Genomic DNA, 21,174 nt, shown 5'->3' on the forward strand with positions numbered 1-21,174 from the left:
CAAAAGGGAGGTCATTGTACACACCGACACGGAGGCTCACAAATTTGACGACGAAATGTCGCAAATCTATGTCGCATTTGTGAAAGGTTTAAAACGATATGCTGTGCTAGTCAAAACTTTTTTAATTTCGACCGCACTGACTCAAAGACTACTGTGACGCAGACACCACAAGGCACGCGGCCTCCAGGGCCAGCGCGCGCGCTTGCAGAAATTTTGAGGTGCCGGGAGAGGCGGCCTGGGTAAGGCCGCCGAATCATCAGCGAGTTGCAGCCAGTTCCTGTTGGACGCTGGCGACAGTCCGAGGCCAAGGTTTACCAGCCTGAACCTTCGCTGGCAAGGCCTTGATGGCAGATACGGCTGCATCGCGGTTGGCGAAGTTGCCGTAGGTGATCACATAAAGCGGCTTGCCGTTGAGGACTTTCTTGAAATAACGGTACTCGCCGCCCTGCTCCTTGACGAAGTTTTGCGCGGTCGCTTCGGAACTGGTGCCCAGGATCTGCACCACGTAATTGCTGGTCGGCTGGCCGGCGTACCAGGAGCCGCCTGCCGCCTTGGCGGTGGCGACCGGTTTCTCGGCCGGCTTGGCCGTGGCGACAGCGGCTGGCTTGGCTGGAGCAGGCGCCGGCTTGGCGGCAGGGGCGGTCGGCACCGGCTTGGCGGTTGCCACCTGGGTCGGCGCAGGCAACGGCTTGGCGGTCGGTGTCGGTGCAGGACCTGCCGGGACACCTTCAGGCGGCGCGGTGGTGGTCACGGTCGGCGGCGTGTTGCTGGAGCCCTCGACCGGCACGCCATCGTCGCCTTCGGTAATACCGCCGGCCGCTTCGGCGAGCGGGCCGCGCATGACCGGTTGCGAATTACCGACCAACGGCAATGGCATCGGTTGCGAGTTACCGGCGAATTCAACGGCGGGCGCACCGCCACCGTTGGGTTGCGGCGTACCCTGGCCGAGTGGCAGTTGCGCCTGTTCGTTGGCGGGTGCGCCGGTGGTCGGTGCCTTGCTGCGACCTGGCATCAACCAGGCGGCGGCCACCGCAACCACGACGACGGCGGAAATCGCCAATACGTGTTTCTTCGGCATGTTGAACCCCATCGTTGGACGCTTCACCGCTGAGCGGCTGGCAATCATGGCTTCGATCATTGCATCGCGGGCGACCTGATTGATGTTGCCAGGCCAACCGTCGGAGCTTTCGTGAATATCAGAGATCTGATCGGCGGTGAAAAGTTCGACGCCGCGCCCCGCGCCCTCAAGCCGCTGGTCCAGATACTCGCGCGTCTCTTCTTCGGTGTAAGGCTGCAGTTCGATGACGTGAAAGCGCTCTTCTTCGAGGTTCAACGACTCAAGCTGGGCAATCAGCGATGACTCGCCGAACAGGAACACGTGCGGTCGCCCCTCGGGAGCACCCGCCGCCAGCTCCATCAAGGCCTCCAGCGCGGATTCGTCGAGCTGCTCGGCGTCATCCACCAGCAAGTAGACTTCCTGTCCGGTCAGCGCCAACTGCACGACCTGAGCCAGGATCGGGCCGATCTCGGCCTGCTCGACATTCAGCGCCTGCGCCACCTGGCGCAGCACGCCCGCCGCATCGCCGGCACCGCGCGCGGAAACCACCACGCTCTGCACCGACTGCTTGTTCGTGCTGGCCACCAGCGCCTGGCGCAGCAGGGTTTTACCGCTGCCCTGCGGCCCGGTGACCACCAGCAACAACTGGCTGTAGCGGGCCAGGTGGTGCAATTGGCCCAGCACCGGCTTGCGTTGGGCCGGGAAAAACTTGAAGCCAGGCACCCGTGGCGCGAAAGGGTCGTGACTTAACTGGTAATGGCCGAGGAAAGCCTCGTCGGCATGCAAACTGGTCATCGGGATCTTATCAACCTTTAAGCTGAGCCAGGGCGCGGTAATCCGCTCCCAGCGTGGCCTGTAGAACCTCTTTCGGATAATCGTCGGTCACCACCGCTTCGCCCATGTGGCGCAGCAGCACCAGGCGCAAACGACCGTCGATCACTTTCTTGTCAATTGCCATGTGTTCGAGAAAATCGGCTTCAGTCATCTCTTCTGGCGGGATGACCGGCAGGCCGGCTCGCTGGAACAGGCGGATGCCGCGATCGCGCTCCTGCTCGCTGATCCAGCCCAGGCGCGCGGACATCTCCAACGCCATTACGGTGCCAGCAGCGACGGCCTCGCCATGCAGCCACACACCATACCCCATGTGGGTTTCGATGGCGTGGCCGAAGGTGTGGCCGAGGTTCAACGTGGCACGAACGCCGGTTTCCTTCTCATCGGCACCGACCACGGCCGCCTTGGCCGCGCAGGAACGCTCGATCGCATAGGTCAACGCGACCTGGTCCAGGGCGCGCAGGCGGTCGATATTCTCTTCCAGCCAGGCCAGGAACGGCTCGTCGCAAATCAGCCCGTACTTGATGACCTCCGCCAAGCCGGCGGACAACTCGCGGGCCGGCAAGGTATTGAGGGAGGCGGTATCGATCAGCACCACATTCGGCTGATAGAAAGCCCCGACCATGTTCTTGCCCAGCGGATGGTTGATCCCGGTCTTGCCGCCCACCGACGAGTCGACCTGCGACAGCAGCGTGGTCGGGACCTGGATGAAGTCGACGCCACGCTGGTAGCAGGCGGCAGCAAAGCCGGCCATGTCACCGATCACGCCGCCGCCGAGGGCGATGACCGTGGTGCGGCGATCATGGCGCGCGGTCAACAGGCCATCGAAAATCAGTTGCAGGGTTTCCCAGTTCTTGAAGGCTTCGCCATCGGGCAACACCACCGAAATGACCGAGAACTGTGCCAGGCTGCGGGTCAGACGTTCGAGATAGAGCGGCGCAACGGTTTCGTTGGAGATGATCGCCACTTGCCGTCCGCGAATATGCGGGGCCAGCAGCTCGGGTTGATCCAACAAACCTTCGCCAATGTGAATCGGGTAGCTGCGCTCGCCTAGATCGACCTTGAGTGTCTGCATGTGTCCCCACAGTGAAGATGGAATCAGGCGTCCTGCCTGTTGTTATCGAATGTCCACGGCATCTGCTGGTGTGACGCCGTTTGGTAGCCGTGCGCCACAACCCGGTGGTCGCGGCAGGACGCCGAGGATAGCGCATTTCGCGCTGCGCTTTAACGGGGCGGTAGCTGGTTCAGGCGCTCGAGAATGTCGAGTACGACCATTCGCGGTGGTCGCTCGTCGGTTTCCACCACCAGGTCAGCAATCTCCCGGTACAGCGGATCGCGCAACTCCAGTAAATCCCGCAGGGTCTTGGCCGGATCGGCGGTACGCAGCAGGGGTCGATTGCGATCCCGGGCCGTGCGACCGACCTGCTGCTCGACCGACGCATGCAGATACACCACCCGACCACCGGCATGCAGCGCCCGACGATTGGCTTCACGCATGACGGCACCGCCGCCGGTCGCCAGCACCACGCCATCGCAGCCACACAGCTCGGCAATCATCGCCTGCTCGCGGTCGCGGAAGCCCGGTTCGCCTTCCTTGTCGAAAATCCACGGGATATTCGCGCCCGTGCGCAATTCAATTTCCTTATCGGAATCTTTGAACGGCAGGCGCAGCTCTTTGGCCAGCAACCGGCCGATGGTGCTCTTTCCAGCCCCCATCGGTCCAACAAGAATCAAATTTCGCACAGAATCAATGACTCACAGCAATCGCCTGATTGTTCATGATACGCGGAGTGAGAAAGACCAGCAGCTCGGATTTTTTCTCCGAAACCACGTCACGCCGGAAAAGGCGGCCAAGATACGGCACATCGCCAAGAAATGGCACCTTATCTACGACCTTGCTCTGAGTATTTGAGAAAACCCCACCGATCACGATGGTCTCGCCGTCGTTGACCAGAACCTTGGCGTTGACCTCGTTTTTCTTGATCGGCGGTACATCCTGCACTTTGTTGAGGTAGTCCGGTTCGTCCTTGGTGACCTTGACCTCCATGATGATCCGGTTGTCCGGCGTGATCTGCGGCGTCACTTCCAGCGACAGCGAGGCCTCCTTGAACGATACCGAGGTGGCACCGCTGGAAGCGGCCTCCTGGTAAGGAATCTCGGTACCCTTGAGGATTTTCGCGGTCTCCTTGTCGGACGTGACCACCTTGGGCTGGGAGACGATTTCGCCGTTGCCGGTTTTTTCCATGGCGGTCAGTTCGAGGTCCAACAGCACGTTATCGGTGATGAAGGCGATGCCGATCCCCGAAGTGTTGGCCGAAGTGCCCATGTCGACGAACGGCGAATTGGTGCTGGTGCTGCCCGGCGTGCCGATGGTCGACGAGGCATTGGCACCATTGCTGACACCGGACGTGTTCCAGTTACCCTTGTTCTGCACCGAGCCACCCCAGCGCACGCCCAGGCTCTTGTCGTAGTCGACGTTGGCTTCGACGATCCGGGCCTCGATCATGACCTGGCGCACCGGGATATCCAGTTGCGCAACGATCCTTCGCAGTTCGTCGAGACGGTCCTGGGTCTGGTAGGCAATGATGTTGTTGGTCCGCTCGTCGACGGTGATCGATCCACGCTCGTCGACCTTTGCCTCGGCACTGGTCACCGACTGGAACAACTTGGCGATATCCGCCGCCTTGGCGTAATTGACCTGCAGCAGCTCCCGACGCAACGGCGCCAGCTCGGCGATCTGCTTTTGCGACTCCAGCTCCTGGCGCTCGCGGGCGGCAATCTCGTCGGCCGGGGCCACCAGCAACACATTACCGATCTTGCGCTTGTCCAGCCCCTTGGTCTTGAGCACCAGGTCGAGCGCCTGATCCCAGGGCACGTTCTGCAGGCGCAGGGTGATACCGCCCTGCACCGTATCGCTGGCGACCAGGTTGAGGTTGGTGAAGTCGGCGATCAGTTGCAGCACCGAGCGCACGTCGATGTCCTGGAAATTCAGCGAGAGCTTTTCGCCGCTATAGGCAAAACGCTCGGCGTTGCGCTTCTGCAAATCATCGACAGTCATCGGGCGGATGCTGACGGTCAGCTTGTTGTCGGTCTGATAGGTCGAATAGTCGAACGCCCCGCTGGGCTCGATGACGATGTTCGCCCGGTCGCCCGTGGCGCTGGCGTTGACGAATTGCACAGGCGTGGCGAAATCCTTGACGTCCAGGCGCACCCGCAAGGGTTCCGGCAGCTGGGTCCTGGCGAAGCCCAGAACAATCTTGCCCTCGCGCTCCTGGATGTCCGGGGCGATGGACGGATCGGACAGGTCGATGACGACGTTGCCCTCGCCCTGGGTGCCGCGCTGGAAATCCACGCCGCGAATCGCCTTGCTCACCGGCGCAGGGTTTCTGGCCGGCGCCGCCGTGGCCGTGGCGGCCCGCGAGGGCCTGGCGGCGGGGGCAGCGGCCTGGGTATTGGCACCCCGCCCGATCACCACAACCACCTGATGACCTTCGACCCTGGCGGTGTAGGGCGTCAACTGGGTCAGGTTGATGATCAGCCGGGTGCGCCCCTTGGCTTCGACCACTGTGGCGCTGCGGGCATTGCCGCTGCCCAGGTCACGGGTCTTGCTCGCCAGCTGGCTGACGACGCCGGGCAGGTCCAGGGCAATCCTTGCCGGCTGTTCGGTCGTATAGCCCTCGGGCTGTGGGGGCGCCCCATCGAAAGACAATTTCAACTCGATACGGTCACCCGGCAGCGCCGCCACGTCCAGCGCCTTGAGGTTGGCCGCCTGTACCATCGGTGACATCAACGCTATCCATAGCGAAATTCCGAAGGTTGCGAAAATCCTGTTCATTATTCGAGTTCCACTATGAGTGCTCTTTCAAAGGAATGGTCCGCGGCCGCTCCAGCCAGGCGCCCTGGCCATCGGGAACGATTTCGACCACATCGACTTGCGAGCTGCTGATGGCGACAATCCGTCCATCGTTACGCCCCAGGTAATCACCGACTTTCAACCTATGCACACCACCCGCCCCGCGCAGCAGCGCAAAGGACCCCGTGGCATTGGAGAGGGTGCCGACCATTTCAAACTGCTCGATGTTGAAACCTTCAAGGTACTGTTTCACCCGACTGGGGTCGGGCTTGACGTTGCGCGAACCCTGTTGCCGACCCGCCAGATCGGCCCTGACCTGCCGGGAAAACGGGCTTCGCAGATTCGACGCGTTGTAGGTGAACGTGGGGTAAGACCGGAACGTCGGCGTTGGTTCAATCTTGCCAGGCGCGCGCAGACGCATTTCGTTCATGTAGGCATCGAGGTCGTGGAAATCACCGCCATTGCCACATCCTGCCAGGACAACCAGCGTCGCGATCATAAGAGCTGTACGGATCGGGCTCATTTTTGCAGCCCCTTGTCGTTGTAGCGATAGGTCTTGGCCAGGATGCTCATGCGCAATTTCGGACCACCCTCGGGGTCGACCGGTGCGATCTCGAAGTCATGCAGGGTGACGATTCGCGGCAAGCCGGCCACCCCGCTGACGAAGGTGGCGAGGTCGTGATAAGCACCCGTGACGGTAATCTGGATCGGCAGTTCGATGTAGAACTGCTGGGTGACTTCGGGCAGCAGCTTGATTTCCTCGAACTCCAGCCCGCTGCCCAACCCGGTTCGGGTGATGTCCTCCAGCAGGCCGGGCACTTCGGTATCGCTGGGCAACTGCCGCAACAGCACGCCAAAGGAATTCTCCATCTCCTTCATCTGCTGGACATACAGCTCCAGGTTCGCGGCCATGTGCACCTTGGTGGCAAACTGCTCCTTGAGCGTCGACTCCTCCTCACGCTTGAGCTGCAGCTGATTTTCCAGATCGCTGACGGAGAAGTTGTAACCCAGCCCAAGCACCAGGGCCATCAACAGGATGCCAACCACGGCCTTGATGGCGGGAGGCCAGGAACCCATGTTGTTGGTGTCCAGGTCATTGATATCGATCTTGCGCAGACCCTCGAACCATTCCCCCAGGCTCATTGAACAGCCTCCACGGCAGCAGGCTGGGTCTGACGAACGGTCAACTGGAAGACATTGGCCTGATCCAGTTGGCCTGCAGTGGTCGCCTTGACCTCCGTCAGGGTGGGTGCATCGAACCAGTCCGACGCATCCAGGTTGCGCATCAGGTCGGATACGCGGTTGTTCGATTCTGCCGCGCCGACAATGGACAGGGTCTTGCCCTCCATTTTCACCTCGGTGAAATACACCCCTTCTGGCAGGGTTCGCGCCAACTGGTCGAAGATACGCCCGCTGATCGGGCGATTGCCCTGCAGGTCCTGGATGATGCGCATGCGTTCCAGCAGTTGCTGGCGGCGGGCCTTGAGATCACTGATCTGCTTGATCCGCTCGTCGACCCCGACAATGTGCTGGCTGATGTAATCGTTGCGGGCAATCTGGCGATCGATGGCGCCAGTGATGGCCTGACTGGCAATCAGTACGGCCCCGACCGACCCCACCACCACACCGGCCAGCGCCAGCAGGAAACGCTTGCGGCGATGCTCGCGCAGCTCTTCGCGCCAGGGTAAAAGGTTGATCCGCGCCATCAGTCGAAACTCCTGAGTGCCAGTCCGCAAGCGATCATCAGCGCCGGTGCATCGCTGGCCAGCGCACCGGCATTGACCTTGCTGCTCAGGGCCATGTTCGAGAAGGGGTTGGCCACCTGGGTCGGCGTGCCGAGGCGCTGTTCGATCAGGCGATCCAGGCCTGGCACCGATGCGGTGCCGCCGGCCAACAGGATGTGATCGACGGCATTGTACTGGCCGGAGGCGAAGAAGAACTGCAAGGAACGGGACACTTGCTGCACCAGCGCATCACGGAACGGCTGCAGGACTTCGCTGACGTAATCGTCCGGCAGACCGCCCTGCTTCTTGGCCAGGCCCGCCTGCTCGAAGGTCAGACCGTAACGACGCTGGATCTCTTCGGTCAACTGGCGCCCGCCGAACAATTGTTCGCGGGTGTAGATGATGCGGCCGTTGTGCAGGACGCTGAGGGTGGTCATGGTTGCGCCGATGTCGACCACGGCCACGGTCAGTTGCGCCTGGGAAGCGGCCAGCTGCCCGGTCAGCAAACCGAAGGCGCGTTCCAGTGCGTAGGCTTCGACATCGACCACCCGGGCGGTCAGCCCGGCCAGCGCGAGGGCCGCTTCGCGGACTTCGACGTTTTCCTTGCGGCAGGCTGCCAGCAGCACGTTCACTCGCTCGGGGTTGCGCGCGGACGTGCCCTGGACCTCGAAGTCGATGGCCACTTCGTCGAGCGGATAAGGGATGTACTGGTCGGCCTCGATCTTCAGCTGGTTTTCCATGTCGTCATCGGAAAGTCCGGCGTCCATCTCGATGGTCTTGGTGATCACCGCCGACCCGGCCACGGCCACCGCGACATTCCTCAGGCCGGTCCGGGCCTTGAGCAACACGCGCGTGAGTGCCTGGCCCACGCCTTCGAGCTCGGCAATATTCTTCTCGGCCACCGCGTTGGCGGGCAGCGGTTCTACCGCATAGGCTTCGACCCGGTAGCGGTCGCCCTGGCGGCTCAATTCAAGAAGCTTTACCGACGTGGAGCTGATGTCGATCCCCAGCAGCAGATTGGCTTTTTTATTGAAGAGTCCCAGCACTACCAATTCCCTATGACTTTCCGTGAGTTACGGACTCTGTAATGTCCCTTGCGTTCCAACCATCTGTCTTGACAGCAGTGCAAATGACGCCCCCGATGGAAAAATGCTTATAATGCCCAACGTTTTTTTCCGCTATTCATGTCAAGCGCGGGTCGTTCTCATCATTATCTGAACCCTGATGCCCAACTCATTCTTTGCCCTGGATATCCCAAAACCTTGATTCGTCTGCTGAAATTTTTCGGTTGGTCCATCGTCGCCGTTTTCTGCGGACTGCTTCTGGGTCTGAGCGGTGCATTTCTTTACCTTAGCCCCGGATTGCCGTCTGTGGAGGCTTTGAGAAGCATTCAGTTGCAGATTCCTCTGCGGGTTTATAGCAGCGATAACAAGTTGATTGCAGAATTTGGTGAAATGCGCCGGACGCCGATCCGTTTCGCCGACATTCCGCCCAATTTCATCAATGCACTGCTCAGCGCCGAAGATGACAATTTTGCCAACCATTATGGTGTCGACCCCAGCAGCCTGATGCGCGCGGCCACTCAACTGGTCAAGAGCGGTCATATCCAGTCCGGCGGCAGCACCATCACCATGCAGGTGGCAAAAAACTTCTTCCTGACCAGCGAGCGCAGCTTTTCCCGCAAAACCACGGAAATCCTGCTCGCCCTGCAGATCGAACGTCAACTGACCAAGGACGAGATCCTGGAGTTGTACGTCAACAAGATCTACTTGGGCAACAGGGCCTACGGTATCGAAGCGGCGGCACAGGTCTATTACGGCAAGTCGATTCGTGACATCAGCCTGGCGCAGATGGCAATGATTGCCGGCCTGCCAAAGGCGCCTTCGCGATTCAACCCGCTGGCCAATCCGGCGCGCAGCAAGGAACGTCGCGACTGGATCCTGGGGCGGATGTACAAGCTCGGGAAAATCAGCGAGCCCGATTACACCGCCGCGATCAACGAACCGCTGAATGCCAGCTACCACGTGCCGACACCGGAAGTGAACGCCCCCTACATCGCGGAAATGGCCCGTGCCGAAATGGTCGGCCGTTACGGCAGCGATGCTTATACCGAGGGTTTCCGCGTCACCACCACCGTGCCGAGCAACCTGCAGGAAATGGCCAACAACGCGCTTCACGAAGGTTTGATGACCTACGACCAGCGCCACGGTTATCGCGGCCCCGAGTCGCGCCTGCCAGGCAAGACACGCGAAGCCTGGGCCAGCGAACTGACCAAGCAGCGCACGATCAGCAGCCTCGAGCCGGCCATCGTCACCCAGGTCGACAAGACCGGCCTGCAAGTCCTGACCCGCTCCGGCAGCGAGCATGTCGGCTGGGACAGCATGAAATGGGCGCGGCCGTTCCTCAACACCAACAGCATGGGCGCCAACCCCAAACAGCCCTCGGACGTGGCCCAGGTCGGCGACCTGATTCGCGTGCAGCGCCAGCCGGACAACTCGCTGAAGTTCAGCCAGATCCCGCAGGCTCAAGGCGCGCTGGTTTCCCTCGATCCGCAGAACGGTGCCATTCGTTCGCTGGTCGGCGGCTTTGCCTTCGAGCAGAGCAACTACAACCGCGCCATGCAAGCCAAGCGTCAGCCGGGCTCGAGCTTCAAGCCCTTCGTCTATAGCGCTGCACTGGATAACGGCTACACCGCCGCCAGTCTGGTGAACGACGCCCCGATCGTGTTCGTCGACGAGTACCTGGACAAGGTCTGGCGCCCGAAGAACGACACCAACACCTTCCTCGGCCCGATCCGCCTGCGTGAAGCGCTGTACAAGTCGCGCAACCTGGTGTCGATCCGCCTGCTGCAGGCGCTGGGTATCGATCGCACCATCGATTACATCAGCAAGTTCGGCTTCAACAAGCAGGACCTGCCACGCAACCTGTCCCTGGCCCTGGGCACGGCGACGCTGACGCCGATGGAGATCGCCACGGGCTGGAGCACCTTTGCCAATGGCGGCTACAAGATCACGCCGTTCATCATCGACAAGATCGAAAGCCGTAATGGCGATACGCTCTTCGTCGCCAACCCACCGAGCGTACCGAAAGGCGATGTCGCCTCCGACGGGATTGCTGCGCCGAGCACGCAGGCCTTTACGGTCGACGCGACACCGGGTGAAGCAACGGGCCAGCCTGCACCCCAGGCGCCGGCCATGGCCGAGCGCATTGTCGACGGTCGAACCACCTACATTCTCAACAGCATGCTCGAGGACGTGATCAAACTCGGCACCGGTCGCCGCGCCCTCGCCATGGGTCGCGCCGACATCGCCGGCAAGACCGGTACCACCAACGAATCCAAGGACGCCTGGTTCTCGGGCTACAACGCGGATTACGTGACCACCGTCTGGACCGGTTTCGACCAGCCGGAAAGCCTCGGCAAGCGCGAGTTCGGTGGCACTGTCGCGCTTCCGATCTGGATGAATTACATGTCCGCCGCGCTCAAGGACAAGCCGCCCCACACCCAGGCGGAACCGGAAGGCATCCTCAGCCTGCGAGTCGACCCGATCAGTGGCCGCGCCGCCACGCCAGGCACGCCAGGCGCGTACTTCGAACTGTTCAAGGCCGAAGACACGCCACCGTCGGTGAACGAGCTGGGCAACGGCACCGCCCCGGGCAGCCCCCTGCCAGCGGACGAATCGGCACCCATCGATTTGTTCTGACGGGACCCTGTAGGAGCGAGCATGCTCGCGAAGGACGCCCAGGCGCCGCAGGCATCCTGACAGCCCGCGTCATCGTTAACGACCGTCGCGAGCATGCTCGCTCCTACAGTTACAGTTTTGATCCCCCCATAAAAAACCCCAGCACCAGGCTGGGGTTTTTCATGGGCGCTGCGCTTAGCCGTTGAACACGTCATCCACGCTTTTCAACGGGTAGTTCTTCGGATACGGCAGGGTCGCCACGCCGGTCTCGATCGCGGCCTTGGCCACGGCGTCGGAGATCAGGGTGATCAGGCGGGCATCCATTGGCTTCGGAATGATGTACTCGCGACCGAATTCCAGCTTGATACCGCCGTAGGCGTCGCACACTTCCTGAGGCACTGGCAGCTTGGCCAGTTCACGTAGGGCGTTGGCCGCTGCGACTTTCATCTCTTCGTTGATGCGCTTGGCGCGAACGTCCAGGGCGCCACGGAAGATGAACGGGAAGCCCAGCACGTTGTTGACCTGGTTCGGGTAGTCCGAACGGCCGGTGGCCATGATCACGTCGCTGCGAGTGGCGTGAGCCAGCTCCGGGGAGATTTCCGGATCCGGGTTCGAGCAGGCGAACACGATCGGGTTGGCCGCCATGGATTTCAGGCCTTCTGCACTCAGCAGGTTCGGACCGGACAGGCCAACGAACACGTCTGCGCCTTGCAGGGCGTCAGCCAGGGAGCGCTTGTCGGTCGCGTGAGCGAAGACTGCCTTGTACTGGTTCAGGTCGTCACGGCCGGAGTGGATCACGCCGGTACGGTCAACCATGTAGATGTTTTCGATGTTGGCACCCATGCTCACCAGCAATTTCATGCAGGAGATGGCGGCCGCACCGGCACCCAGGCAGACGATCTTGGCTTCTGGCAGGGTTTTGCCAGCGATTTCCAGGGCGTTGATCATGCCGGCAGCGGTCACGATGGCAGTGCCGTGCTGGTCATCGTGGAATACCGGGATGTCGCACTGCTCGATCAGGGCACGTTCGATCTCGAAGCACTCAGGCGCCTTGATGTCTTCGAGGTTGATGCCACCGAAGGTGATGGAGATACGTTTGACGGTGTCGATGAAGGCTTGCGGGCTTTCGGAGTCGACTTCGATGTCGAACACGTCGATGCCGGCGAAACGCTTGAACAGAACACCCTTGCCTTCCATCACTGGCTTGGAAGCCAATGGGCCCAGGTTACCCAGGCCAAGAATCGCGGTGCCATCGGAAATGACTGCAACCAGGTTGCCTTTGCCGGTGTATTTGTAGGCCAGCTCAGGGTCGCGACCGATTTCGCGTACTGGTTCGGCTACGCCGGGGCTGTAGGCCAGCGACAGGTCGCGGGCGGTAGCGGTGGGCTTGGTGAGCTCGACGCTCAGCTTTCCTGGACGAGGATTGGCGTGATACTCGAGAGCGGCAGTTTTCAAATCAGACATGTGGGCATTCCGCTTTTACTGTTGGACAGACTGGTCAGCGAGGATACGCGCCTCGCAAAGTCCCCACAAGACTGACCGGTCACCCCTGTCAAGCGCCCTGCACTACGACTTTGGGCCAAGAGCCGCGGAACACAAGGGATAGACTGTCTACAATCAACGGAAAAAATGTCTACAATTTTCTAGCGCGACATCACCTGAATCATCGCCGGATCGGTCAGTGGCAGCATCCAGCGCGCCTGACCAGGCTTGAGCCCACCGCGGCGCGAACGGTCGAGCACCCAGCCACGCGCCTCGATGGGCTTGCCTTCCAGCCTTTGCAGCGAGTCCGCATCAAAACGATCCAACAGATTGGGTGCAACGCGCAACACAACCGAATCCTGCAATTCGATCCAAATCCCGCCACGATTGCGTTGAACCTTGCTCACACGCCCGCTGAGCAGGGCAAAGCCGGACGTGCTGATCTGATCCGCTTTCAGTACAGGCGACTGACGCCACAGGCCCAGTCCGGCCTGGCGCGCACTGCGCTCCGCCGCCTGCTGGCAGTCGACAAAATCAACATTCGGGGCGACCGCGACCAGATATCCCAGGCCTTCGGCGAGCATTGTCGCTTCAAGATTGGCCCCATCAGCCGCAAAGACATGGGCCAGGGTTCGACCGTAATGGTCTTTGCTTTCCTTGCCGGGCAGCAAACCGACCCGCCCGTCACTTGCCGCCACCAGGGCTTCGAGCCGTTTGCGTGCAGCCACGGCAAACGGTTCGTCGGATCGACCTTTCTTGCCCAGTTCGGGCGTATTCAAGCCGATCATGCGCACGCTGCGGCCATCAGCGAGGCGCAGGGTGTCGCCATCCACCACGCGCTGGACCGCGACCGATGTCAGCCCACCCGGCGCCGGGCAAAAGGCCTGGGCCGCGGAGAACCAGATCGCGGACACAAAAAAGGCGCCCGCGAGGGACGCCTTTTTCATCAGCATGGAAAAACCGTAGCGGCTTCCCAAGTTGACCGGCCTTAGGCCTTTTTCGCGCCGAAAGCACCGAAACGGTCGGCGAAGCGCTGTACGCGGCCGCCAGTGTCCAGAGTCTTTTGCTTACCGGTGTAGAACGGGTGGCACTCGTTGCAAACGTCGATCGCCAGGGCTTTGCCGTAGGTCGAACGGGTTTCGAACTTGTTGCCGCAGCTGCAGGTAACAGCAACTGCTGGGTATTCTGGATGGATATCAGCTTTCATGGTGTTTTCCTCAGGCTAGCGTGCCGCCACCCAACACTATTGTTGAATACCGCACGTAATTAGGCCGCGGATTCTACCAGACAATGTCATTCGCGCAAGCTGTCGCTTCTACCGACCGTCTGCTAGGCTCCCGGCCTTGAGCGCGATCCCCATGTGGGAGCGGGCTTGCTCGCGAAAGCGGTGTATCAGCCAGCATTTATGCCTACAGACACGGCGCCTTCGCGGGCAAGCCCGCTCCCACAGGTTTCATCCACTCCTTCTTTATCGCCTGTTGACCGAGACCCCCCGCGTGCCCGACGCCATTTTGCGCCTTGCCTTGCCCTCACCGCTGCGCCGCCTGTTCGACTACCGGGCGCCGGCCGGGGTCCTGCGCGCGCAATTGCAGCCCGGCATGCGCTTGCGGGTCCCTTTTGGTCGGCGGGAGATGATCGGGATTCTGGTGGAAGTCACCGACACCAGCGAAGTGCCGGCAGAGAAGCTCAAGCCGGCCTTGGCCCTGCTCGATGCCACGCCACCCTTGCCGCCCGCGTTGTTCAAGCTGTGCCTGTGGACCTCGCAGTATTATCAGCACAGCCTCGGCGATACCTTGAGCTGGGCGCTGCCGGTGCTGCTGCGCCAGGGCGAGCTGGCCGAAGCGCGTCAGGAGCGCTTCTGGTCCGCCGCCCCCGGCGCCCGCCTGGATGACCCGCGTATCGCCCGCGCGCCGCGCCAACGCGAGGCACTGGCAACCCTGGCCCAGCACCCTCACGGCGTCGCCCACACGCTGCTGAGCAAACTGATGCTGAGCAAGGACAGCCTTGATCTGCTGCTGGCCAAGGAGCTGGTACAGGTGGAGATCCGCCGGCATGCGCCCGGCGTTCGCCACGAACACTGGCTGGCGCAACCGGAACTGCCACTCAACCCCGAACAGCGGGCCGCCTGTGAAGCGATTCGCGCCGGCTTCGACAGTTATCACGCGTTCCTGCTGGCCGGCGTCACCGGCAGTGGCAAGACCGAAGTCTACCTGCAGCTGATTCGTGAAACCCTGGAGGCCGGCAAGCAAGCGCTGGTGCTGATTCCGGAAATCAACCTCGGCCCGCAAACCCTGGCGCGCTTCGAGCAACGCTTCAATGCGCGCATTGCGCTGCTCCACTCGGCGGTCAACGACCGCGAGCGACTGGACGCCTGGTTGGCCGCCCGGGACGGCGAGGCCGACATCATCATCGGCACCCGTTCGGCACTGTTCACGCCGATGAAAAACCCCGGCCTGATCATTATCGACGAAGAGCACGACGGCTCCTATAAACAGCAGGAAGGCCTGCGCTATCACGCCCGGGACCTGGCACTGGTGCGCGCACGACAGGAAAACATTCCGATCGTGCTCGGCTCCGCCACGCCATCGCTGGAAAGCCTGCACAACGCCTACACCGGCCGCTACGGCCTGCTGCGCCTGAATGAACGCGCCGGTGGCGCCAAACAACCGCGATTCCTGCGCCTGGATGTGAAAAGCCGGCCGCTGGACAGCGGCATCTCCGGCCCGATGCAACAGGCCATTGGCCAGACACTCGCCGCCGGCCAGCAGGTGCTGGTGTTCCTCAACCGCCGGGGATTCGCGCCGACCCTGTTGTGCCATGACTGCGGCTGGATGTCCGAATGCCAGCGCTGCGACGCGCGCATGACCGTGCACCAGCGCTACGGCGAACTGCGCTGCCACCATTGCGGCTATGTCGAGCGCGTGCCACGCCAGTGCCCTAAATGCAGCAAGGTCGATTTACGCCCGGTGGGCGCCGGCACCGAACGGGCCGAAGAACGCCTGGCCATCCTGTTTCCGGACTACCCGGTGTTGCGCGTCGACCGCGACAGCACCTCGCGCAAGGATGCGATGAACCAGCTGTTCGCCACCATTCAGAAAGGCCAACCGTGCATCCTGGTGGGTACGCAGATGCTCGCCAAAGGTCACCACTTTCCCCGGGTCACCCTGGTGTCGATTCTCGATGCCGACGGCGGGTTGTTTTCCGGCGACTTCCGCGCCAGCGAACGCATGGCGCAACTGATCGTCCAGGTCGCCGGCCGCGCCGGTCGGGCCGAAGAACCGGGCCGGGTGATCATCCAGACCCACCTCGCCGACCATCCGCTGCTGGTGCAATTGACCGAGCAGGGTTACTTCGCCTTTGCCGAACAGGCCTTGAGCGAGCGCCGCGCGGCGGGCCTACCGCCCTTTGCGCACCTGGCGCTGTTGCGAGCCGAAGCGCACAAACCCGGGCAGGCCGAAGGTTTTCTCGACGAAGCCTGCAGCGAAGCCGAGCGTTTGCTGATCGAACAGAATCTGACCGGCATTGAACTGCTGGGCCCCGTGCCAGCACCCATGGAGCGCCGAGCCGGACGCTTTCGCGCGCAATTGTTGCTCCAGGCCACGGCCCGGGCACCACTGCATCGGCTGCTGGCCAGTTGGTTGCTGGCGCTGGAGCAGATGCCCAGCGGGCGGGCGGTGCGCTGGTCGCTGGATGTCGACCCCGTCGATTTGTATTGAAGACCTGATCGGGCAAGGGCCCGATTGTCACCGCATATCCACAACCTGCCTGCTAAGGTTGGCAAGCCCGCCCCGGCAACGGATAATGCCCAGTTTTTCCACCAGCGCACCCTGCGCCGCCGCGCCTGCGGTCGAAAGAGAAGACCATGAAAGACACCATTCGCCAGCTGATCCAACAAGCCATCACCCAACTCGTCAACGAAGGTGTGTTGCCTGAGGGCCTGTCGCCGGCGATCCAGGTGGAAAACTCGCGCGACAAGAAAAACGGCGATTTCGCCAGCAACATCGCCATGATGCTGGCCAAGCCGGCCGGCATGAAGCCGCGCGATCTGGCCGAGAAAATCATCGCCGCGCTGCCGGCTGACGAAAACGTCTCCAAGGCTGAAATCGCCGGCCCGGGCTTCCTCAACTTCTTCCAGAACACCCAGGCCCTGGCCGCGCGCCTGGACGCCGCACTGGCCGACGAACACATTGGCGTGCGCAAGGCGGGCCCGGCACAACGCACGGTGGTCGACCTGTCGGCCCCCAACCTGGCCAAGGAAATGCACGTCGGGCACCTGCGCTCGACCATCATTGGCGACGGCGTGGCCCGGGTGCTGGAATTCCTCGGCGATGAAGTGATCCGGCAGAACCATGTGGGCGACTGGGGCACCCAGTTCGGCATGCTGATGGCCTACCTGCAGGAAAACCCGGTCACCAGCGACGAGCTGTCCGACCTGGAAAACTTCTACCGCGCCGCCAAGCAGCGCTTCGACGAGTCCGCAGAATTCGCCGACCGTGCCCGTGGCCTGGTGGTCAAGCTGCAGGCCGGCGACGCCGAGTGTCTGACCCTCTGGACCCGGTTCAAGGACATTTCGCTGTCCCACTGCCAGAAAATCTACGAGTTGCTGAACGTCAAGCTGACCATGGCTGATGTCATGGGCGAAAGCGCCTACAACGACGACCTGATCAACGTGGTCAACGACCTCAAGGCCGCCGGCCTGCTGGTCGAAAGCAACGGCGCCCAGTGCGTGTTCCTCGACGAATTCAAGAACGCCGACGGCGATCCGCTGCCGGTGATCATCGTCAAGGCGGATGGCGGCTACCTCTACGCCACCACCGACCTGGCCGCCGTGCGCTATCGCAGTGGCAAGCTCAAGGCCGACCGCGCCTTGTACTTTGTCGATCAACGCCAGGCCCTGCACTTCCAGCAGGTGTTCGCCGTCGCCCGCAAGGCCGGTTTCGTGACGCACCCGATGGAAATGGAACACATGGGCTTCGGCACCATGAACGGCAGCGACGGCCGCCCGTTCAAGACCCGTGACGGCGGCACCGTGAAGCTGATCGACCTGCTGACCGAAGCCCAGGAGCGCGCCTACACCCTGGTCAAGGACAAGAACCCGGAACTGGCCGAGGACGAGTTGCGCAACATCGCGAAGGTCGTGGGTATCGACGCGGTCAAATATGCCGACCTGTCCAAGCACCGCACCAGCGACTACAGCTTCAACTTCGACCTGATGCTCAATTTCGAAGGCAACACCGCACCGTACCTGCTCTACGCCTACACCCGGGTGGCCGGCGTGTTCCGCAAGCTGGGCAAGAACTTCAATGAAGTCGACGGCCAGATCGTCCTTGAAGCGGCCCACGAACTGGAGTTGGCGGCGAAGCTCGCGCAGTTCGGCGAAGTGCTGAACAACGTGGCCGAGAAAGGCACGCCACACGTTCTGTGCGCCTACCTGTACGACGTTGCCGGCCTGTTCTCCGGTTTCTACGAAAACTGCCCGATCCTCAGCGCCGAAACCCCGACGCAGATGCAGAGCCGCCTGCGCCTCGCCGCGCTGACCGGCCGCACTCTCAAGCAAGGCCTGGAACTCTTGGGCCTGGAAACTCTGGAGCGTATGTAAGTTGGCTGCCAAGAAAAAACCTGCACCCAAGCGTGGCGCCAGCCGTTACCAAGCCCCTGCCAAGCAGCCAATCCCGGGCTGGTTGTGGATGGCCATCGGCCTGACGGTCGGCGCGTTCATCGTGTTTCTGATGAAACTGGAGCCGGGCAAGGGCAGCGACAGCGTCAAGCGCGAGAAGATCGAGCAGCAGAAGGCCACCAAGATCGCCGAGGCCAACAAGACCCCGCCGAGCCCGACGCAACCGGTCAAGCCCAAGTACGACTTCTACACCCTGCTGCCGGAGTCGGAAGTCATCGTGCCACCGGATGCCGTACCGGAGAAAACCCCGCCGACACCTGCGGTACCGACTACACCGGTGACGCCAGCGGAGGCGGCGAAAATCGATACCGCTCGCGCCCAGGCCGCGCTGGCCGGCATTACCCCGCCTCCGGCGCCGCCCGTGGCCAAGGCTGCGCCGGTGACCAAATACTTCCTGCAGGCCGGTTCGTTCCGCAAGGAGGCTGATGCGGACAAGGTCCGGGCGCAGATCATCCTGCTGGGCCAGGCCGTGGCGGTTGAGTCTGGCACGGTGAAGGATGAGACCTGGTATCGGGTTTTGGTCGGGCCGTTCAGCAATCGCGAACAGCTGACCACCGCGCAGAAACAACTGGCCGGCGCCGGGTTCAGCAACCTGTTGTTACAACAACGGCAGAATCGCTGATTTTCTTCAGCGTCACCGTGCCAACTTCATCGCGAGCAGGCTCGCTCCCACAGGGTGACGCGGATCCCTGTGGGAGCGAGCCGGCTCCGCGCGGCGCTCTGACGATGGCATAAACCGCCATACCGCTCCCTCGTTGCGTGGCACCACTCGTCCCTTCCCCCGCCCCCCAGTTGAAATCTTCTCCACCACCCCCATATGAATGGGCAGAAGGCATTTTCGCCCCGCTGCGTGGAGACTCTCCCTTGACCACCATCGTTTCAGTTCGCCGCCACGGCAAAGTCGTCATGGGCGGCGACGGCCAGGTTTCCCTCGGCAATACCGTGATGAAAGGCAACGCGAAGAAAGTTCGTCGCCTGTACCACGGTCAGGTCATTGCCGGGTTTGCCGGCGCCACCGCTGACGCCTTTACCCTGTTCGAACGCTTCGAAGGGCAGCTCGAGAAACATCAGGGCCACCTCATTCGCGCCGCCGTCGAACTGGCCAAGGAGTGGCGCACCGATCGCTCCCTCAGCCGCCTGGAAGCCATGCTCGCGGTCGCCAACAAGGACGCCTCGCTGATCATCACCGGCAACGGCGACGTGGTCGAACCCGAAGATGGCCTGATCGCCATGGGCTCCGGCGGTGCTTATGCACAGGCCGCTGCCAGCGCCCTGCTGAAAAAGACCGACCTGTCGGCCCGTGAAATCGTCGAGACTGCCCTCGGCATCGCCGGTGACATCTGCGTATTCACCAACCACACCCAGACCATTGAGGAGCAGGATCTCGCTGAATAAGCCTGTTCCGGCCCGTGTGCCACGGCTTGTTTCTGCTTGAGGACCGCCAATTACTATGTCCATGACTCCCCGCGAAATCGTCCACGAACTCAATCGCCATATCATCGGCCAGGACGATGCCAAGCGCGCCGTCGCCATTGCCCTGCGGAATCGCTGGCGCCGGATGCAGCTGCCTGAAGAGCTGCGCGTTGAAGTGACACCCAAGAACATCCTGATGATCGGGCCGACAGGCGTCGGTAAAACCGAAATCGCCCGCCGCCTGGCCAAACTGGCCAATGCACCGTTCATCAAGGTCGAAGCGACCAAATTCACCGAAGTCGGCTACGTCGGCCGAGATGTCGAGTCGATCATTCGCGACCTCGCCGATGCCGCGATCAAGCTGCTGCGCGAACAGGAAATGACCAAGGTGCGTCATCGCGCCGAGGACGCCGCCGAAGAGCGCATCCTCGACGCCCTGCTGCCACCGGCGCGCAGTTTCAACGAGGAAGCCACCCCGTCGACCGACTCCAACACCCGCCAGCTGTTCCGCAAGCGTCTGCGTGAAGGCCAGCTTGATGACAAGGAAATCGAGATCGAAGTCGCCGAAGTGGCCGGCGTCGATATCTCCGCGCCACCGGGCATGGAAGAAATGACCAACCAGTTGCAGAGCCTGTTCGCCAACATGGGCAAGGGCAAACGCAAGAGCCGCAAGCTCAAGGTCAAGGAAGCGCTGAAACTGGTGCGCGACGAGGAAGCGAGCCGCCTGGTCAACGATGAAGAGCTCAAGGCCAAGGCCCTGGAAGCGGTCGAGCAGCACGGCATCGTGTTCATTGACGAAATCGACAAGGTGGCCAAGCGCGGCAACGCCGGCGGCGTCGATGTGTCCCGTGAAGGGGTGCAGCGTGATTTGCTGCCACTGATCGAAGGCTGCACGGTCAACACCAAACTGGGCATGGTCAAGACCGACCACATCCTGTTCATCGCCTCCGGCGCGTTCCACCTGAGCAAGCCAAGCGACCTGGTACCGGAGCTGCAAGGCCGACTGCCGATCCGTGTCGAACTCAAGGCACTGACGCCGGAAGACTTCGAGCGCATTCTCAGTGAGCCTCACGCCTCGCTCACCGAACAGTACTGCGCGCTGCTGAAAACCGAAGGCCTGGGCATCGAGTTCCAGCCTGACGGCATCAAGCGCGTCGCCGAGATTGCCTGGCAGGTCAACGAGAAGACCGAGAACATCGGCGCCCGTCGCCTGCACACCCTGCTCGAGCGTCTGCTCGAAGAGGTGTCGTTCAGTGCCGGCGACCTGGCCAGTGCCCATGACGGCACGGTGATCAAGGTCGACGCCGACTACGTCAACAGCCACCTCGGTGAATTGGCGCAGAACGAAGACCTGTCTCGTTATATCCTGTAAGCCACTCTTACCGGGCCGCGAACCTTGTGGGAGCGGGCTTGCTCGCGAAAGCGCAGTGTCAGTCGACATCGGAGTTGTCTGACAC

At 62.0% G+C, this 21,174-nt stretch carries 17 protein-coding genes; 6 read left to right on the forward strand and 11 right to left on the reverse strand.

Features of this window, described 5'->3' with window-relative positions:
* Positions 1-256 precede the first annotated feature (256 nt).
* From QIW53_RS14695 to QIW53_RS14730, 8 genes are all read right to left on the reverse strand, one after another.
* Complete coding sequence (locus tag QIW53_RS14695) at positions 257-1,852, reverse strand: AAA family ATPase (RefSeq protein ID WP_371050331.1); 1,596 nt, start codon at positions 1,850-1,852, stop codon at positions 257-259.
* Positions 1,853-1,862: 10 nt separating this feature from the next.
* Positions 1,863-2,963 carry a 3-dehydroquinate synthase gene (gene aroB / locus QIW53_RS14700; protein WP_371050332.1) on the reverse strand — a complete coding sequence of 367 codons (1,101 nt, stop codon included), beginning with the start codon at positions 2,961-2,963 and terminating at the stop codon, positions 1,863-1,865.
* A gap of 149 nt (positions 2,964-3,112) precedes the next feature.
* Positions 3,113-3,631: a shikimate kinase AroK gene (gene aroK, locus QIW53_RS14705; RefSeq protein WP_368556639.1), complete on the reverse strand. Its 519-nt coding sequence runs from the start codon at positions 3,629-3,631 to the stop codon at positions 3,113-3,115.
* A 4-nt stretch (positions 3,632-3,635) separates the two neighbouring features.
* The gene (gene pilQ, locus QIW53_RS14710; protein ID WP_371050334.1) at positions 3,636-5,723 is read right to left on the reverse strand and encodes a type IV pilus secretin PilQ; all 2,088 of its coding nucleotides are present in this window, start codon (positions 5,721-5,723) and stop codon (positions 3,636-3,638) included.
* Positions 5,724-5,736: 13 nt separating this feature from the next.
* Positions 5,737-6,264, reverse strand: coding sequence for a pilus assembly protein PilP (locus QIW53_RS14715; protein WP_371050336.1), 528 nt, complete (start codon positions 6,262-6,264; stop codon positions 5,737-5,739).
* On the reverse strand, positions 6,261-6,884 hold the full coding sequence (gene pilO / locus QIW53_RS14720; RefSeq protein WP_371050337.1) for a type 4a pilus biogenesis protein PilO: 624 nt from the start codon (positions 6,882-6,884) through the stop codon (positions 6,261-6,263). Before pilO ends, QIW53_RS14715 begins: the two co-directional genes overlap by 4 nt.
* Complete coding sequence (locus QIW53_RS14725) at positions 6,881-7,447, reverse strand: PilN domain-containing protein (protein ID WP_371050338.1); 567 nt, start codon at positions 7,445-7,447, stop codon at positions 6,881-6,883. Before QIW53_RS14725 ends, pilO begins: the two co-directional genes overlap by 4 nt.
* Positions 7,447-8,511, reverse strand: a complete 1,065-nt coding sequence (locus QIW53_RS14730; protein ID WP_371050339.1) for a pilus assembly protein PilM — start codon at positions 8,509-8,511, stop codon at positions 7,447-7,449. The genes QIW53_RS14725 and QIW53_RS14730 overlap by 1 nt, the downstream gene beginning before the upstream one ends.
* A 219-nt stretch (positions 8,512-8,730) precedes the next feature.
* On the opposite strand from QIW53_RS14730, the gene QIW53_RS14735 reads away from it, so the two are divergent.
* The gene (locus QIW53_RS14735; protein ID WP_371050351.1) at positions 8,731-11,166 is read left to right on the forward strand and encodes a penicillin-binding protein 1A; all 2,436 of its coding nucleotides are present in this window, start codon (positions 8,731-8,733) and stop codon (positions 11,164-11,166) included.
* Between the two features lie 174 nt (positions 11,167-11,340).
* On the opposite strand, the gene QIW53_RS14740 is transcribed toward QIW53_RS14735, so the two are convergent.
* The 3 genes from QIW53_RS14740 to rpmE form a co-directional block, all read right to left on the reverse strand.
* Entirely contained in the window at positions 11,341-12,609 is a 1,269-nt protein-coding gene (locus QIW53_RS14740) for a malic enzyme-like NAD(P)-binding protein (protein WP_371050340.1), read from the reverse strand.
* Positions 12,610-12,788: 179 nt separating this feature from the next.
* Positions 12,789-13,580 (reverse strand): thermonuclease family protein, encoded by a 792-nt coding sequence (locus tag QIW53_RS14745; RefSeq protein ID WP_371050341.1) that lies wholly within the window; start codon positions 13,578-13,580, stop codon positions 12,789-12,791.
* Positions 13,581-13,615: 35 nt separating this feature from the next.
* Positions 13,616-13,834: a 50S ribosomal protein L31 gene (rpmE, locus tag QIW53_RS14750; protein WP_018929146.1), complete on the reverse strand. Its 219-nt coding sequence runs from the start codon at positions 13,832-13,834 to the stop codon at positions 13,616-13,618.
* Positions 13,835-14,123: 289 nt separating this feature from the next.
* Between rpmE and QIW53_RS14755 the strand changes: the two genes are divergently transcribed.
* The 5 genes from QIW53_RS14755 (at position 14,124) to hslU (ending at position 21,089) form a co-directional block, all read left to right on the forward strand.
* Positions 14,124-16,343, forward strand: coding sequence for a primosomal protein N' (locus tag QIW53_RS14755; protein ID WP_371050342.1), 2,220 nt, complete (start codon positions 14,124-14,126; stop codon positions 16,341-16,343).
* A 146-nt stretch (positions 16,344-16,489) separates the two neighbouring features.
* Positions 16,490-18,226 (forward strand): arginine--tRNA ligase, encoded by a 1,737-nt coding sequence (argS, locus tag QIW53_RS14760; RefSeq protein WP_371050343.1) that lies wholly within the window; start codon positions 16,490-16,492, stop codon positions 18,224-18,226.
* Between the two features lies 1 nt (position 18,227).
* Complete coding sequence (locus QIW53_RS14765) at positions 18,228-18,926, forward strand: SPOR domain-containing protein (RefSeq protein WP_371050345.1); 699 nt, start codon at positions 18,228-18,230, stop codon at positions 18,924-18,926.
* Positions 18,927-19,168: 242 nt separating this feature from the next.
* A complete protein-coding gene (gene hslV, locus QIW53_RS14770; protein WP_007968352.1) occupies positions 19,169-19,699 on the forward strand; it encodes an ATP-dependent protease subunit HslV in 531 nt (176 codons plus the stop codon).
* Positions 19,700-19,754: 55 nt separating this feature from the next.
* Positions 19,755-21,089, forward strand: a complete 1,335-nt coding sequence (hslU, locus tag QIW53_RS14775; RefSeq protein WP_371050346.1) for an ATP-dependent protease ATPase subunit HslU — start codon at positions 19,755-19,757, stop codon at positions 21,087-21,089.
* Positions 21,090-21,174 lie beyond the last annotated feature (85 nt).

This window comes from Pseudomonas fluorescens (assembly GCF_041354075.1).
Lineage (GTDB): Bacteria > Pseudomonadota > Gammaproteobacteria > Pseudomonadales > Pseudomonadaceae > Aquipseudomonas > Aquipseudomonas fluorescens_CE.

What these genes read in the sequence shown, in the direction of transcription:
- pilO (WP_371050337.1), bottom strand. Translation starts at nt 6,884, where the DNA reads ATGAGCCTGGGGGAATGGTTCGAGGGTCTGCGCAAGATCGATATCAAT.
- QIW53_RS14725 (WP_371050338.1), bottom strand. Translation starts at nt 7,447, where the DNA reads ATGGCGCGGATCAACCTTTTACCCTGGCGCGAAGAGCTGCGCGAGCAT.
- pilQ (WP_371050334.1), bottom strand. Translation starts at nt 5,723, where the DNA reads ATGAACAGGATTTTCGCAACCTTCGGAATTTCGCTATGGATAGCGTTG.
- aroB (WP_371050332.1), bottom strand. Translation starts at nt 2,963, where the DNA reads ATGCAGACACTCAAGGTCGATCTAGGCGAGCGCAGCTACCCGATTCAC.
- hslU (WP_371050346.1), top strand. Translation starts at nt 19,755, where the DNA reads ATGTCCATGACTCCCCGCGAAATCGTCCACGAACTCAATCGCCATATC.
- QIW53_RS14745 (WP_371050341.1), bottom strand. Translation starts at nt 13,580, where the DNA reads ATGCTGATGAAAAAGGCGTCCCTCGCGGGCGCCTTTTTTGTGTCCGCG.
- argS (WP_371050343.1), top strand. Translation starts at nt 16,490, where the DNA reads ATGAAAGACACCATTCGCCAGCTGATCCAACAAGCCATCACCCAACTC.
- rpmE (WP_018929146.1), bottom strand. Translation starts at nt 13,834, where the DNA reads ATGAAAGCTGATATCCATCCAGAATACCCAGCAGTTGCTGTTACCTGC.
- QIW53_RS14695 (WP_371050331.1), bottom strand. Translation starts at nt 1,852, where the DNA reads ATGACCAGTTTGCATGCCGACGAGGCTTTCCTCGGCCATTACCAGTTA.
- QIW53_RS14715 (WP_371050336.1), bottom strand. Translation starts at nt 6,264, where the DNA reads ATGAGCCCGATCCGTACAGCTCTTATGATCGCGACGCTGGTTGTCCTG.
- QIW53_RS14740 (WP_371050340.1), bottom strand. Translation starts at nt 12,609, where the DNA reads ATGTCTGATTTGAAAACTGCCGCTCTCGAGTATCACGCCAATCCTCGT.